At 50.4% G+C, this 14,281-nt stretch carries 12 protein-coding genes; 7 read left to right on the top strand and 5 right to left on the bottom strand.

Annotated features, from left to right (window positions below; all coding sequences use genetic code 11):
- The 3 genes from G445_RS0100635 to G445_RS08885 are packed head-to-tail and all read right to left on the bottom strand — an operon-like array spanning position 1 to position 3,289.
- Positions 1-480: a GtrA family protein gene (locus G445_RS0100635; protein ID WP_022865645.1), complete on the bottom strand. Its 480-nt coding sequence runs from the start codon at positions 478-480 to the stop codon at positions 1-3.
- A 14-nt stretch (positions 481-494) separates the two neighbouring features.
- Complete coding sequence (locus G445_RS11835) at positions 495-1,964, bottom strand: LCP family protein (protein WP_022865644.1); 1,470 nt, start codon at positions 1,962-1,964, stop codon at positions 495-497.
- An 8-nt stretch (positions 1,965-1,972) separates the two neighbouring features.
- Positions 1,973-3,289: an LCP family protein gene (locus G445_RS08885; protein WP_022865643.1), complete on the bottom strand. Its 1,317-nt coding sequence runs from the start codon at positions 3,287-3,289 to the stop codon at positions 1,973-1,975.
- Between the two features lie 119 nt (positions 3,290-3,408).
- Between G445_RS08885 and G445_RS0100620 the strand changes: the two genes are divergently transcribed.
- Positions 3,409-4,251 carry a glycosyltransferase family 2 protein gene (locus G445_RS0100620; RefSeq protein WP_022865642.1) on the top strand — a complete coding sequence of 281 codons (843 nt, stop codon included), beginning with the start codon at positions 3,409-3,411 and terminating at the stop codon, positions 4,249-4,251.
- A gap of 154 nt (positions 4,252-4,405) precedes the next feature.
- Here G445_RS0100620 and G445_RS0100615 read toward each other — a convergent pair whose 3' ends face one another.
- Positions 4,406-6,964, bottom strand: coding sequence for a hypothetical protein (locus tag G445_RS0100615; protein WP_022865641.1), 2,559 nt, complete (start codon positions 6,962-6,964; stop codon positions 4,406-4,408).
- Positions 6,965-7,429: 465 nt separating this feature from the next.
- On the opposite strand from G445_RS0100615, the gene G445_RS0100610 reads away from it, so the two are divergent.
- The 6 genes from G445_RS0100610 (at position 7,430) to G445_RS0100585 (ending at position 12,675) form a co-directional block, all read left to right on the top strand.
- Positions 7,430-7,861 (top strand): LexA family protein, encoded by a 432-nt coding sequence (locus G445_RS0100610; RefSeq protein WP_022865640.1) that lies wholly within the window; start codon positions 7,430-7,432, stop codon positions 7,859-7,861.
- Positions 7,862-7,913: 52 nt separating this feature from the next.
- Complete coding sequence (locus G445_RS0100605) at positions 7,914-9,215, top strand: Y-family DNA polymerase (protein WP_022865639.1); 1,302 nt, start codon at positions 7,914-7,916, stop codon at positions 9,213-9,215.
- A gap of 182 nt (positions 9,216-9,397) precedes the next feature.
- A complete protein-coding gene (locus G445_RS0100600; protein ID WP_022865638.1) occupies positions 9,398-10,165 on the top strand; it encodes a DsbA family protein in 768 nt (255 codons plus the stop codon).
- 81 nt (positions 10,166-10,246) lie between these two features.
- A complete protein-coding gene (locus G445_RS0100595; RefSeq protein ID WP_022865637.1) occupies positions 10,247-10,513 on the top strand; it encodes an ACT domain-containing protein in 267 nt (88 codons plus the stop codon).
- Between the two features lie 9 nt (positions 10,514-10,522).
- Positions 10,523-11,917: a PFL family protein gene (locus G445_RS0100590; protein ID WP_022865636.1), complete on the top strand. Its 1,395-nt coding sequence runs from the start codon at positions 10,523-10,525 to the stop codon at positions 11,915-11,917.
- 182 nt (positions 11,918-12,099) lie between these two features.
- Positions 12,100-12,675: an NADPH-dependent FMN reductase gene (locus tag G445_RS0100585; RefSeq protein ID WP_022865635.1), complete on the top strand. Its 576-nt coding sequence runs from the start codon at positions 12,100-12,102 to the stop codon at positions 12,673-12,675.
- 206 nt (positions 12,676-12,881) lie between these two features.
- On the opposite strand, the gene G445_RS0100580 is transcribed toward G445_RS0100585, so the two are convergent.
- Positions 12,882-14,072, bottom strand: coding sequence for a thiolase family protein (locus tag G445_RS0100580; protein WP_026420814.1), 1,191 nt, complete (start codon positions 14,070-14,072; stop codon positions 12,882-12,884).
- Positions 14,073-14,281: the final 209 nt, after the last annotated feature.

Below are 14,281 nucleotides of genomic sequence, written 5' to 3'. Positions count from 1 at the left end.
TTATGAAACTTTACGGAAAATAACGTAACGATACATAACATACCGGAAACCCGTGCCAATAATTAAACCAATAATATTGGATGAAATATTATCCGCAAGTTGTGTGCGCATTTCCAGAACATAGCGAGAAAACACCAGGCATCCAAGCTCAATGAGTAATCCGCACGCATTGACGGCAACAAACTGGAGAAATTCGCGGAGTTTATAACTGGAACGTTGTTCCCTAAACGTCCACAAACGGTTGGCAACCCACGCGAAAATAACAGAAGCAGTGACGGATATAGTTTTTGCGGTCAGCGACTTATCCCCAGGTAAATGAAGAACATTCGAGTAGGCAAGAAGATTAAAAAGCCCAACATTAACAATGTAGGCGCCTAAACCAACAGTGCAAAACTGTGCAAACTCCGTAGCCCACTCACGCCATGTTTGCCCGCGCAGTATCCAGCGAGTAAAGCGATGATAACAATCCTTGCTCATCATGCAACACCAAGGGATTAGCCAAAATGAGGTAGGACATCTTCGCGCGTGAGTTTTCCGTCGCGCATTTTCGCGAAGAATTCTGGTAGCTCTTTAGAATTAAGGAGGACAACAGACTGGCCACGAACCCTATATCCGAGATCGGCAATAGGCGGAACACCAGCAACACCATCCTCGCCCATAACACCGCGTAAGCTCCATCCAGCTTTCGCGATATTCATAATAGAGGTTTCCTTACTTACCTTCAAAATATCGGCGACGCTTCCCACAAGCTGACGTTGACGGAAAGGATTAATCAGGGTGGAAGTTGATGCGGCCTTTGAAATGACCTTGGAAACAACCTGGCGTTGGCGGTTGGTACGCCCAATATCACCCAGAGGATCAGCCTTACGCATACGCGAGAAAGCGAGTGCCTGCTGGCCGTTAACATCATGGCAACCGGCAGTCCACTTCATCTGTGAATCTTCATCATCGACGTCACTGTCATAGCAGAGATTGACGCCACCGACCGCGTCCACAAGATGTTGAACACCACCCATAGTGATTTGAATGTAGTGATCGACGGTAAGACCAGTAAGTTTTTCGACGGTTTGCGTAAGTAGTTTCGGGCCACCGTAGGAAAATGCCGAGTTGAGTTTTCCGCGTCCCTCGCCCGGAATTTCCACATAGGAATCACGTGGAAGCGAAATGAGTGACGTATTGCCGGAACGTGGAACGTGAAGAAGCATAATCGTATCGGCACGTTCGCCCTTAGTAGGATCGTTAATGCCGTCCGCTTCACGGGCGTCCGAACCAACAATAAGATAGGTATTTCCTGGGGTGTCCGATGCCCCCGTGAGGGCGTCCACATCATGCAAACGGCTATTTCCATACCACAGCAGATACAGTGGCCAGGCAATAAGGAAAATAAGAAGGATGATGAAAATGCGAAGTGTCCATTTGAGTATGCGACGCGGACGAAGTTTGAAACGACGCTTCGGTGCGTCTTCTTCGTAAGGTAAGCCTGCAGGAGGTTGGGAAGGGGGCCGATGTGGCGCAACAGGGGCGCCTTGAGGTGAACGCCGAACCTTTCCGGCTGATTGCGACGGCTGCTGAGAAGATGAGAAATCTTGCGAAGGTGAGGTGTGCTGTATCGGAGCGAAACTTGGTGGTTGTTCGCCTGGGTTAAGATTCGCACCTGGAAGAGGCTCTTGCGCGGGCGGCTGCGGATTGTTTGCCGCCGAGTTTACGTTGTATTCAGAGTTATCTGCCGGGGTAGCGTTTTTTCGTGAAGAAACTGTTGGACGACGGGGGCCAACATGATGCCCACCCGCAGGGGACGTAGGTGGCTTAGGTGTCGAAAGTTCTGGAACGTCTGAGGACACAACCGGTGCAGAGATAATACGGGGTGCCTTTCCGCGCCCAACTCGATGCGCATCAGCGGAAGAAGGGCGTGGCCTGCGTTTTTTAGGTTGAAAACTCGGTGGTGTAGGTGATGTTCCGGACATAGTGGATGCTACTTCGCATTCGCTCGGGTGCAATTAAGTTCTTCTGGGGAAAGTGTCTCCGTTTGTGTGGGTTGTGGAGTTTCGGAAGAGGACGCAGAATTTTGCGGAGCTGGATGTGCTTGTGTAGCGCCCGAAGGAGCGTTTCCTTGTTCGGGTTGTGCCGGTTGCGGTTGTGCTCCTTGGGAAGGAGCGGCAGAGGGCGCCTGTTGTGCTTCAACAGGAGGCATTGCGCGAACATTGCCGTTTCCTCCGTGTTTTTCGGCATTAATAGGAAGATCTTTGATCAGTGCTTCCCACATGTACTTGGCTGTTTTATTGGGAGTAACACGGTTATCTGCAGGATCGTACGGCATGGTCCAGAATTTCACTGAATTAATATTCAGATGGCTTAAAGAGTTTGCCAGACCAACAATGTTGGAAATATTGCCTATTTCTTTACTTGTTTGCAACGACTGGGTTGCGGCATCCAAGAAGCGCATCAAAGTAGGAATATTAGTGAGCATATTGGTTTTGAGTGCTTCGTTGAAAACAGCGCTGACAAGTTTATGTTGGCGGGTAATACGGCTAACATCTGAACCGTCTCCCAGCTGTTTACGTGCACGTGCAAAAGCGAGTGCTGACTGTCCATGAAGAAGGCGACATCCGGGTTCAAGATCAAGTCCGGCGTACTTATCTTTCATACGCTCTTGGATATATATCGGAATTCCGCCTAGTGCATCAACCGTCGAAACAAATGATGCGAAATCAACAACAACGTAGCCGTGGAATGTGAGCCCGGTAAGTTCGTGAAGAGTGTTCATTGAGCAAGCCGCTGCGGACGGAATATCCCCGTACGTACCGCCAAGGGAGAAAGCGGAATTGAACATGGCGTTATATTGTTTACGCATTGTTCTAGTTTCCTGCCCGTTCGGGCTGGTCCGGACGGTACAGGGTGGAATATCGACGAGGGTATCGCGTGGAATTGACACCACTTCAACACGTTGACGGTCGGCGCTAATGTGAACAATCATGGTGGTATCAGCGCGCATACCGCCTTCTTCGCCCACGCCGTCAATATTTGAAGCTCCCGCACGAGTATCCGAGCCCAAAACAAGAATATTCAATGCCTGCCCGGCTAAAGAATCAACGGGCGTGGCTGCAGCGCTTGGAACAAGATTAGAAACATCGGAACGCTTAATATTCCCCTGATAGCGCATCCACCCGAAGCCAAATGTTGAACCCGCTGTCAACACAATAGCGAGAAGAACAAGGAGGACAATACGCATAGCATATAGTGGGCGCCGTGTTTGCACCATATGAGTGGCAAGTTGCTGATTTTCCTTCACGTACCTATCATACGGGTTTGATGTTTAACTTCAATAAATCGGCGCGTTGTGTAAGGAATGTCTATAGGTTGCCTGTCACGTTTTTAGGCATACATCATTTTTCCCGGTAGCCTGGTTTTATGACTTTGCGTGTTGTGACAGTGGCCTATAATCCGGGCGAAGAAATGGATATTTTCCTTTCATCCATTCCTCAAGCTCTTCACGAGCCGTATGAAATTGTCATTGTCAATAATGGTGAAGATTCCTCACTCGTCTCGAAACTTGCGGAAAAACATGACGCTACGTTGATTAACGCCCCCGGCAATCTGGGTTACGGGAAAGCCGTGAATCTCGGAGTAGAAGATTTTACTGGCGAATGGTTTTTTGTTATCAACCCCGATGTTGTGTTAACTGAACACGCCTTGGATGAACTTCTTAAAGAAACTAGCAACTGGCCGAAAGGTGCCGCTTTTGGTCCGTTAACGACGTTGAGCAACGGGGACGTATATCCTTCGGCGCGCCATTTTCCACGGATTATTAGTGGTGGCGGGCATGCCGTGCTTACGCGTTTATGGCCCGGTAACCCCTTCTCTCGTCGTTACCAACACAATGATGTGAGGTATGCTCACCAGGTTGATTGGTTGTCCGGTGCGTGTTTACTTGTACGACGAAAAGCTTTTGAGGATGTGGGTTGTTTTGACCCGCGCTACTTCATGTTTTTTGAAGATGTTGCTCTTGGACAGGATTTCCATAATGCCGGCTGGATGTCTGTTTTTGTGCCGTCGTCCATTATTATTCACGATCACGGGGCTTCGTGGAAATCGCGTCCTGAAGCAATGATTCGCGCACACCACGAATCTGCGGCTCGTTATATTGACGATGTGTATTCGCGTCCGTGGCAGGCTCCATTGCGGTGGGCTGTGCGTGGAGGGTTGCGTCTTCGTGCAAAAATGCAGGTGAGGGCGTCCTTAAAAAATAGCTAGCCGGGAATCAAGGTATGTGATGGCTATAGTGGCGCGACCAGGACGTCTTAAAAATAGCTAGCCGGGGAAGTTCTTTGCGCTTTTGTGCTTTGCGTTGTGCTTTTTGCTTTGCTTTTATTTTTTACATTTTGTGCTTTTCGCTGTGCTCTGCGTTTTACGGTTTTGCGTTACAGCTTTCCCTTTTTGTAGTTCGACGGCTATCGCAGAGTAACAACATGGATGCGTAGGCGAAAGTCAAGGTAATGAAACCTAAGCTGGGAATAATAACTCCTGAATCGTTAAGAAGATAGCCGAAGAAGAGCGTCACGGCTACGGCAATAAGTGCGCAGGTAAAAATGGGTGGCACGGAATGAGTGCGTGGTGTCGGCCCGGAAAGTAGCGTTCCAATTTTATTGCCGAGGATTTGAGGTCCACCAATGCGTGGAACAACGACGAGGATAATGAAAATTATGGTGACAATAAAGGGAATGGTGTAGCTCATATTTCCCCATGAGGAAATGTTGTAACGAATTTTTTCTGCAATCATGGGCCACATGTCTCCGTCGACAACAGACTGCACAAATTTGCCGAGATGTGTTTGGTTTTCTGGTCCGCGTAGCCAGTCAAGAACGGCTAATCCGGCCGAGGCGAGCGCGCCAGCCCCGCCAATGAGAAGGAGCCGTTTCACGTTTATTTGTATGTTGTTGACCAGCAAGAGCAGGACAATGAGCCCCGGAAGGAAGGAAATTGGGCCACCGAAATCGGCACCCCACTGTGGAGCTCCATTAATGGCGATAAAAACGACGGAAATACTGCAGATAATAAGGTTCGTCCACAGTTTTTCGCGTTTTTTCAAGAAGGTACCCCAGCGTCCATTTATTACCAGGGGAGGAAGGAATGCGCACATGAGCAGAACCCAGGTTGTGCATAGTGCGTAGGCTTCATTTCCCATGCCGAAGAAGCGGGCGCCATAAATTGAGGCGTAACCAACTGGGGAATCCAAAAGAATCGTCGAACCGTGCACAATGTCGAGCAAGAAATAGGCGGTGGTGAACATTCCTACGCAGAGCATGGGGCCAGATGGGTGGTGTTTCCACGGGCCAAAGCGCGCAGCGAAGGCCAGTAGGAACGACAACGCAACGGTTGCCGCCACGGATACTCGCATGGGCGCCACATTATTCCACCAGGGGAAAGCGGAAATGCCAAGCAAAGCAGCCGGAATGGAAGCGCACCACAGGGATAGGTAGGCACCTATCCATGCCCAACCGCGTCGCAGTCCCTGATTTACTGCAAAAATTACCGCCAACACAATAATTGCTACTAACGCAACATCTGTGTATTGGATAAGTGAGGCTCCTAGTTTTTGCGCGGTCGCTATTGCGCGAGTGGAAATATCGGTGAGCTGTTGGATGTGGTCAGTAAACGTCGAGGAGTTTTCTGGAACAGTTTGCAAAACGCTTCCCGGAAGATTGAGTTTGTCAACCTGCACTCCCGCCCAGGAAAGAATGGTTGCCGTAATATCGCCCGGTTGAGCAAGCCCCGCATGGCGTGTAGAGGGGGAGTAGGCGAAACCGCCCGAAATTCCTGGCCCGTACATAAAGCCCATTTGAAGGGACGCATAATTCACGCTGGGCGCGGTTGAATACACAAGAACTTGCGCGTCGGCAGGAATGGCTGCGAGTGTGGTGTTGAGATTATCGAGGGCATCACGTGGCGCTGAACTTGGTGAGGTGAAAAAGTGGGATGTTCGCGCGTCAATAAATGTTAGGTCGTGGTTGTGAATAATGCGTGGCAGAACATTGTTGTAGTCCACGTCCGTTGGTTGAATATTTACAACGGTGGCGTTAATTTTTCCGTCGGATGTGACGGTGGCAAGTGCCGTATCATTTCCGACCGCAGCAATTTTTTTGCCAGCCAAAGCGTCTCCAACAAGCCCGAATCGTAGGGTTTTCGCGCTTGAAGAAACAAGGGTGCGCAATCGTTCCAGGTCTGGAAGCGTTTCTCCGGGTGCTGGTAGTCGGACGGGTTGGCATCGCAGGGTTGTGAGCGGATGGGGGACTTCTTCTGCAGGCGTTTGCGCTGGTGCGGGTTCTTCAACCGGGTGTCCAAGTGCCTTCGCCGTGTCGACACGCGCCTGCTCTTCCGCCGCTTTTTGTTGCGCCTTTTGTTCCGCTATTTTTTGTTCGGCAATCGCGTTGGTGAAGTTTTCGTCGTACACACGTCCGCCGGTGTTAATGGTGAGCCACTGGTCTGTGGGGCAGGAGAAACTACGTTTCGTATTTGTTGTATAGGCGAAAAGTGAGGCGGATTTGAGTTGTGTGGTGAGTTTGTTAACGGCGTCGTCGGTGGCAGGTTGGTAAGGGTGAAGAAGTTTATCCGCGTTGGACAGGAGTCGTTCGTAGCGTTCCGAGGTAATGGACGACGAGGAGCGCATTCCGGAAGGGTGGCTATGGGTGGCTTCGGGGTTTCCGTGAGGGGCTCGGTCGCCAATATTGGGGTAGTACAGGTCTGCCCATTCAATTCCCGACGTGAGGACGACAACTTTAGGGTGAGTGTTCGTAGAAATCGGGCGAGCGCCAGCAAATGAAGGGTAGGTTCTGCTGGAAAAAATGCTGGTTATTGCGCCGATGGCAAGAAGAATAATGAGCGCAAATGAACCGAGATAACCTGTGCGGTTAAGAATGGTTTCGCGTTTTCTTCGTACTTTTATGGGGCCACCTGCATTTTTCTGCATGGATACATTTTAGCGGGATTTGTGGAAATTTCCCGAAAATGCACGCGTATAGTGAGTCCCCGTGTTTGCTTCTATTTATGTATGAGGTGGAAGATGTGGTGTGGCTTAGTGTCGCCAAGCTTGGGTGATTGGGATGAAAGCTGTGGTATGGCGTGGAGTTTCACGACCTGCACGCTTCAATGTGAAGAGCGTTTAAAATAGAGTAATAATCATGATGTGCATGAACTGCGGAGAGTCTCTCGGAAAAAATAACACGTTTTATATGTTCTGCGGAACGCCTGTCGCGTCTCCCGTTACTTTATTGATGAGCCCTGATTCTTGGGATGATGGGTTTGCGGGCTGGATGGTTTCGGTATGATTTTTTGCCCCTGGGCGGAATGTTGGGCGGGGGCGGAGCGTGCGCGGTCTTGAGGTGCTGTAGATATACATTTGCACGAGGGGCGAGGACGTGAGATAATCGAACATGTGTTCGATAAAGTTGTTGGTGTTCAAAGCGTCGCTTTACTTACGCCACCGCTCTTGCTTCCCACGGCGTGCGATTGTGTTCCAGCGGGTTTCCCTTCGCCTGCCCAAGATTATTTTGATGGCGATATTGATCTCAACCAGCATCTTATTCACAATCGTCCGGCAACGTATGTTGTTCGTATTGCCGGAGATTCTATGATGGGTGCAGGAATTTGGGATGGTGATGAAGTCCTTGTTGATCGGTCGTTAACTCCTAAAGATGGCGATGTTGTTATTGCTGTTGCTGATCAAGAATTGACAATAAAACGGCTCCGGGTTACGCAGGCGGGGCCAGAACTTCACCCAGAGAATCCCTCATACCCCGTTATCTATCCGCACGAACTTGATATATGGGGAGTTGTCACCACATGTTTGCGCAGGGTGCATCGTTAGAAGTATGTGCATGAAGTAGTTTTTTCGTAAAAGTTGAAGCGAAGAGGTGGGAATGGCGGAGCTAGTTTCCATATCAGCGACGGTTAGGAGAACGCTCCTTATCGACGTGGATTCGTGTTTCGCAGCCTGCGAGCGTATTTTTCACCCGGAATTACGCGGGCGCCCCATCGTCGTCCTATCAAATAACGACGGATGCGTTATCGCGCGCTCCCGGGAGGCTAAACGGCTGGGTGTCGCTATGGGAACGCCGTGGTTTGAGATAAAGGAGCTTGCTGAGGCGAAGGGTATCGTCGCAAAAAGTTCTAACTATGAACTGTACGGATCAATTTCTGGACGGATTATGGACACGTTGCGTGAATTTTGTGCACGGGTCGACGTGTATTCCATTGACGAAGCCTTCTGTACGCTGTCCGGCACACCTCATTCCATTATTAGTGTTGCGCGTAAGATTCGGGAAACCATTGCTCAAACGATTGGGATTCCCGTCAGCATAGGGATTGCGCCCACAAAAACGCTGGCAAAAATTGCAAGTAAAAGTGCGAAAAATATTCCATTTTTGGAAGGAGTTGCAAGTTTTGATGGGCGTTCGCGCGCCCAGATGGACACGATTCTTAGTAATGTTCCCGTAGGTGACCTATGGGGAGTGGGGAGGAAATGGGGTGCACGCTTACGCACCCTGGGAATTGATAACGCCCGCCAGTTACGCGATCTTCCTCCCGAGATAATGCGGAAAAAATTTAACGTCAACATGGCTCGAATGATTTTAGAGCTTCGGGGATACCCGTGTATTGAGATCGACGATAGGGATGCCACCCGTCAGGGGCAAGTCATGTTTTCACGTTCTTTTTCCTCGCCGATACAAACAATGCGTGAACTTGAACAGGTATTAAGCATATATTCGCAAAAGGTGACCACGCGGCTTCGTCGTCAAGGCTTAGATGCGGGAAGCGTGTGGGCTTTTGCCTCAAGTGCCTGGTATAAGGAACCTTTTGTGAGAATCCAGGCAGGATGCGATTTAAGCGTACGCACGGATAGTCCCGTCGAAGTGTATCGGGCGGCCCGCTCACTCCTTTTTCCGCGATACAAGCCCGGCATTCCACTTGTTCGCGCGGGAGTTGCCCTTTACGATATTCGGCCACGCGGGAGTGTTCCCGTCCTTGACCCGTTTCAAGCCACCCAGGCAAGCCAACGTCTTGGAAAAATTATCGACGACGTTAATCACCATGTGGGAGAAGGCTCTGTTGGTTTGGGATTGGGCGGTATGAAACAACCTCCCAGGTGGCAAATGAAGCGCGAGATGCTATCGAATCGTGCCACAACGCATTGGGAGGAGCTGGCGATTGTGAAGGCGTGAAGATAATTTCGTCGTTATTCTCGTGCAGGTAAAAGGGGAGGAATCGGTAATGCTAAAAGCTACTTGATTGGATATGTGTGGCAAGCTCAACAAAGCGACACGCGGGAGTTAATAAACGCCATGAGCAAATATAAAATACTCAATGATAGTATGCGAATGTACATCTACTGGAAGGTTCCATTATGCGTAAGCGCCTCATCATTGCTTCACTGGCTACTGCCACGTTATTTACTGCCTGCACCTCAACCGTGCCGGACGCAAAATCAACATCACCTTCTACCTCAAGCAGTGCATCTGCTAGCGCGAAGCCAGAAAAAGCAGTTGTGACACCTCGCACCTTAGCGAAAGATAAAATTACGGAACCAATGCCTGCCAACGTAGATGAATTTGGAGGTATTTCCCTGGGTAAGGACTTGCGTGCTGGCACGAAGAACGAGGGTGCGAAAGTTGTTCGCGTATTCTCTGATCCCTACTGCCCCTTCTGCATCAAGTTCGAGACACAATACGGTAAAGAACTTGAAGATTTAGCCAAAGCCGGAAAAATTACGCTTGTTTACCACCCGAACTATCGTTTCCAGGATATTAAGTTCTCCACCCAATCCCTTCAAGCGCTCTACTGGGTGGCGGCTCACGAACCCGATAAATTCGTCGCATTCCAGCACGCATTGTATGGCGAATCGGCACCAAAAGTTACCGCCGAAAAGCGCACGGAACCCGATGTAGCCGTTATTAAAACAGCGGCGGATAAAGCCGGCATTGCCCCAGATAAATTTGCAAACATGCAAACAATGATTCAAAATGATGTTTACAAGAAACTTCTGATGCAAACACGTGAACAGTTCCTTGCGGATGGATTCAAGTACATTCCTGCAGTCATGATTGATGGCAACGCCTACAGCAATATTAGCGACAGCAGCTTCGCGCCAGTGATGGAAGAGTTGAAGAAGTAGTTAGCGCGATATTTACCACACAACAGGCCATGACGCTCAAAAAAACTAGCCCAAACGCCATCAACCTGGGAAGATAGGCGCATGGAAGCAATTATGACGGTAACCGGCCTGGATCGAACAGGAATCGTGGCAGCAGTGTCCGCGTCTCTTGCACGCGAACACGCCAATATTACAAATATTTCTCAAACGTTGATGGGTGAATATTTCACCATGATTCTTCACCTATCTTTGCGTGAAGAAACAAACTTTGCCACATTCAAGGATGCTATGGCGGAACTGGGAGAAAAGGAAGCTCTGGATATTCGCGTCCAGTCAGCAGCCATCTTCCATGCCATGCACCGAATTTAGGTGGGTGTTATGCCGACTCCTTTCGCCTCAATAAACACGTCCTCTATGGATTCAACCGCTCAAAACATCATGGAAACCATTTCCATGATTAATGAAGACCTTCTCGATATCCGTACCGTCACGATGGGTATTTCTCTTCTTGACTGCGCGGATAGTGACGGAGAAATTGCGCGCCGTCGCGTTCGCGAAAAAATCGTGCATCATGCGGGGCGTCTCGTCGAAACGTGTGAAGGTATTGAAAATGAGCTGGGTATTCCCATTATTAACAAGCGAGTTTCCGTAACGCCTATAGCGCTCGTAGCTGCAGGTGCGCGAGAAACGGACCTCACCGAATGGGCGGTTATGCTCGACGGTGTTGCCCGGGAACTCGGCATTGATTTCCTGGGAGGTTTCAGTGCGCTTGTGGATAAGGGAGCTGCCAGCGGGGATATTGCGCTCATTAACTCTATCCCTTCAGCTTTAGCAGAAACGCAGTTCCTGTGTTCTTCCGTTAACATTGCCTCTTCGCGTAACGGCATGAATATGAGCGCTGTTTCACGCATGGGTGAAATTATCCGTGAAACCGCTGAAAAATCAGAGAAACACGGCATGAATGCCGGAAGGCTTGTCGTTTTCGCGAATGCTGTGGGCGATAATCCCTTTATGGCGGGCGCGTTCCACGGTGTTGAAATGCCCGATGTGGTTGTTTCTGTTGGTGTGTCCGGCCCAGGGGTTATTACACGAACCATTAAGAAAACCGAGGGTGAGCCCTTTAACGAGGTTGCGGAAGCCATTAAAAAAGCTGCGTTTAAAGTGACGCGCATGGGCGAACTAGTGGGGCAGTTGGCGGCCACACGCCTTGGTGTTCCCTTCGGAGTGGTTGACCTATCCTTGGCGCCCACGCCTGCGGTTGGCGATTCTGTTGCCCGCGCTCTTGAAGCGATGGGGCTGGAGCGAGTAGGTGCTCATGGCACGACGGCAGCTTTGGCGCTCCTGAATGATGCCGTGAAAAAGGGCGGGCTGATGGCGTGCTCTCAGGTGGGCGGGCTGTCCGGCTCCTTCATTCCGGTATCCGAAGATGAGGGAATGATTGAAGCTGCCGAGATGGGCGCAATTAGTTTGGCGAAACTTGAGGCGATGACGGCAATTTGTTCGGTTGGACTCGACATGGTTGCTGTTCCGGGAGATACTCCGGCTACGACTCTTGCCGGCATGATTGCCGATGAGGCTGCTATTGGAATGATGAATTCCAAGACGACGGCGGTGCGCGTCATTCCGGCAATCGGTTTGAAAGAAGGCGATAGCGTCGATTTCGGTGGTTTGCTAGGTAAGGCACCCATTATGCCGGTTAGCCCGTATTCGAGTGAAGTCTTTGCCTCGCGCGGAGGGCATATTCCAGCGCCAGTCCACGCCTTCAAAAACTGAACATTTTTCCCTGACGACTTTGGGCATCTGGCCCGAGCTGAGTGCTAAGGCGAATGTGAACATAACTTAGGCGGGCATTAAGCTGTCCAGTGCATTGAAAGGCGCACCTTTTCCAAGGTGCGCCTTTCAATGCACTGTGAGCGGGTTTACAATTGAAACGTTCCAGAGAATAAGGAGTTTTTATGACCCGCAAGATTTCCGTTCTAGTTGGTAGTTTGCGCGGCGGTTCTATTGCCCGCAAAATCGCTCAGAACATTCTAAAGATGTTCCCAGAAGGCTATGAAGCCACAATTGTGGAGATTCGCGATTTGCCTCTGTACGATTTCGATTACGATGATCCGGCTGTCGATAAGGCAACCCCGAAGGAATACACGGAATTCCGTGAAACCATTAAGGCTTCTGACGGTGTATTCTTCGTGACACCCGAAAATAACCGCACGATTCCTGCCTGCTTGAAGAATGCTATCGATATTGGATCTAAGCCAAATTCAGATGTTGCCTGGAAGAACAAGGTCGTTGGCATTGTCAGCCATTCTGTTGGACGCATGGGTGGCTATTCTTCACAGAAAAACCTGAAATTGGCGCTCAGCTATTTCGATGTCACAATTCCAGGGCAGCCTGAGATTTTCCTCGGCCAATCTCCAACACTTCTTGATGAGGAAGGCGCATTCAACACTGAACGCACCCAGGACTTCGTTCAAGATTACGTCACACGTTTCTGCAAGCTCATCGAAAAAGCAGAGGGATGCTGCAAGTAATTATGTAGCGTGAAATAGTAGCGAGCACGTGGCGGGTGGGCATGTCTGCCCAAAGTTTTCGAGAGCTGAGGCGCTTGCATTGTCACGAGCCGTGAATGTGGGGGCATGTCCACCGGACATGCCCCCACATTCAATCCTGCACGCATTACGTTAACGCCCTCGTAAATCAATGCCTATTCAGAGCGCAAGAACAAGCCTTAAGCGTTTTACAGGGCGCGGAAAATAGCCGCAATGCCCTGCCCGCCACCGATGCAGAGCGTAATAAGCGAATGTTCAATACCGCGTTCGCGCTGATTAAGAATTGCACGCAAACTAATAATTGCCCCGCTCGCACCAACCGGATGCCCTAACGCAATTGCTCCACCGAAAGGATTAACAATGTCAGGATTCAGCCCGGCATCCCGGATAACAGCAACTGCTTGGGCCGCAAAAGCCTCATTTAGTTCTATCCATCCAATGTCGTTTAGGCTCAATCCGCTATCTGCCAAAACTTTTTCTATTGCAAACTTTGGCGCATACCCCATGAGCTCCGGCTCCACACCAACAGTTGCGCTCCCAACAAGTTCCGCCAGGGGAGTCAAGCCTGCCGCCTCAGCATCTTCTCGGCGCATGAGCACCAGCATTGCGGCTCCGTCGTTAATCCCGGAAGAATTACCGGCTGTTACGGTTCCATCTTCCTGGAATGCGGGGCGAAGGGCCGCGAGTTTTTCGACGGTGACATTTGAGCGCGGATATTCGTCGTCGATAATGGTGCGTTCCTGCATCCATTTTCTGGACGGTAACGTGAAGGCGACGCGTTCTTTATCGAAATCACCACGCCCAATAGCTGCCTGCGCACGATGTTGGCTTTCCGCGGCAAAAACGTCTTGATCGTTACGGCTTACCCCAAATTTTTCCGCCACACGCTCGGCGGTAATCCCCATCGGCTCGCCATTAAAGGGGTCGGAAATCATTGATAGCGTGCCATCTACCAGCTCGCCACCACCCATGCGCGCCCCAAAACGTCGCCCAAAATCCATGTAGGGTTGGCGACTCATGTTCTCGCTCCCGCCAACCATCACCACGCGGTGCTGCCCACACGTTAATTGCTGAGCGCCCGTAATAATTGCCTGCAAGCCACTACCGCACACACGGTTCACATTCATCGCGGTTGAAGAAATCCGCCCGCCGGCACCCAGCGCGATTCGCCTGGAAATGTAAGCATCTCCTGCAGTTTGACCCACGCAACCAACAATGAATTCATCCACGTCGGTCATTTCGATACCTGCGCGCAGGGCCGCTTCACGTGCCGCCACCGCCCCGAGTTCGTGGTTTGGGATGTGGGTGTAGTACCCACCAAAAGAACCCGTTGGAATACGGGCGCCATGAACGACGACGATGGATGAACCCTTAAGCATAAAATTAGCCTTTCCGGAAGAAAATCCCCTATATTCTACGTGCTTCAGCTTGCCAAATCGAGAAATGTGCCCAGGGCAATGTTGCGTACGCGCATCGGCGCGGTTCTTTTTGTTGTGTTTTGTGTTGCGCAGTTTTGTTCTTTCACTCCACATTCTTGAATGGTGACCGACTCTTCGTATTAATGAAAATCTAGATTTGTTCAGTTCGT

The sequence above is a fragment of the Actinotignum urinale DSM 15805 genome (genome assembly GCF_000420445.1).
Classification (GTDB): domain Bacteria; phylum Actinomycetota; class Actinomycetes; order Actinomycetales; family Actinomycetaceae; genus Actinotignum; species Actinotignum urinale.
This window is presented reverse-complemented; position numbering and strand designations above follow the sequence as displayed.

Coding starts and splice junctions, on each gene's coding strand:
- G445_RS0100580 (WP_026420814.1), bottom strand. CDS start 14,072: ATGCTTAAGGGTTCATCCATCGTCGTCGTTCATGGCGCCCGTATTCCA.
- G445_RS0100595 (WP_022865637.1), top strand. CDS start 10,247: ATGGAAGCAATTATGACGGTAACCGGCCTGGATCGAACAGGAATCGTG.
- G445_RS11835 (WP_022865644.1), bottom strand. CDS start 1,964: ATGTCCGGAACATCACCTACACCACCGAGTTTTCAACCTAAAAAACGC.
- G445_RS0100615 (WP_022865641.1), bottom strand. CDS start 6,964: ATGCAGAAAAATGCAGGTGGCCCCATAAAAGTACGAAGAAAACGCGAA.
- G445_RS0100585 (WP_022865635.1), top strand. CDS start 12,100: ATGACCCGCAAGATTTCCGTTCTAGTTGGTAGTTTGCGCGGCGGTTCT.
- G445_RS0100600 (WP_022865638.1), top strand. CDS start 9,398: ATGCGTAAGCGCCTCATCATTGCTTCACTGGCTACTGCCACGTTATTT.
- G445_RS0100605 (WP_022865639.1), top strand. CDS start 7,914: ATGGCGGAGCTAGTTTCCATATCAGCGACGGTTAGGAGAACGCTCCTT.
- G445_RS0100590 (WP_022865636.1), top strand. CDS start 10,523: ATGCCGACTCCTTTCGCCTCAATAAACACGTCCTCTATGGATTCAACC.
- G445_RS0100635 (WP_022865645.1), bottom strand. CDS start 480: ATGATGAGCAAGGATTGTTATCATCGCTTTACTCGCTGGATACTGCGC.
- G445_RS0100620 (WP_022865642.1), top strand. CDS start 3,409: ATGACTTTGCGTGTTGTGACAGTGGCCTATAATCCGGGCGAAGAAATG.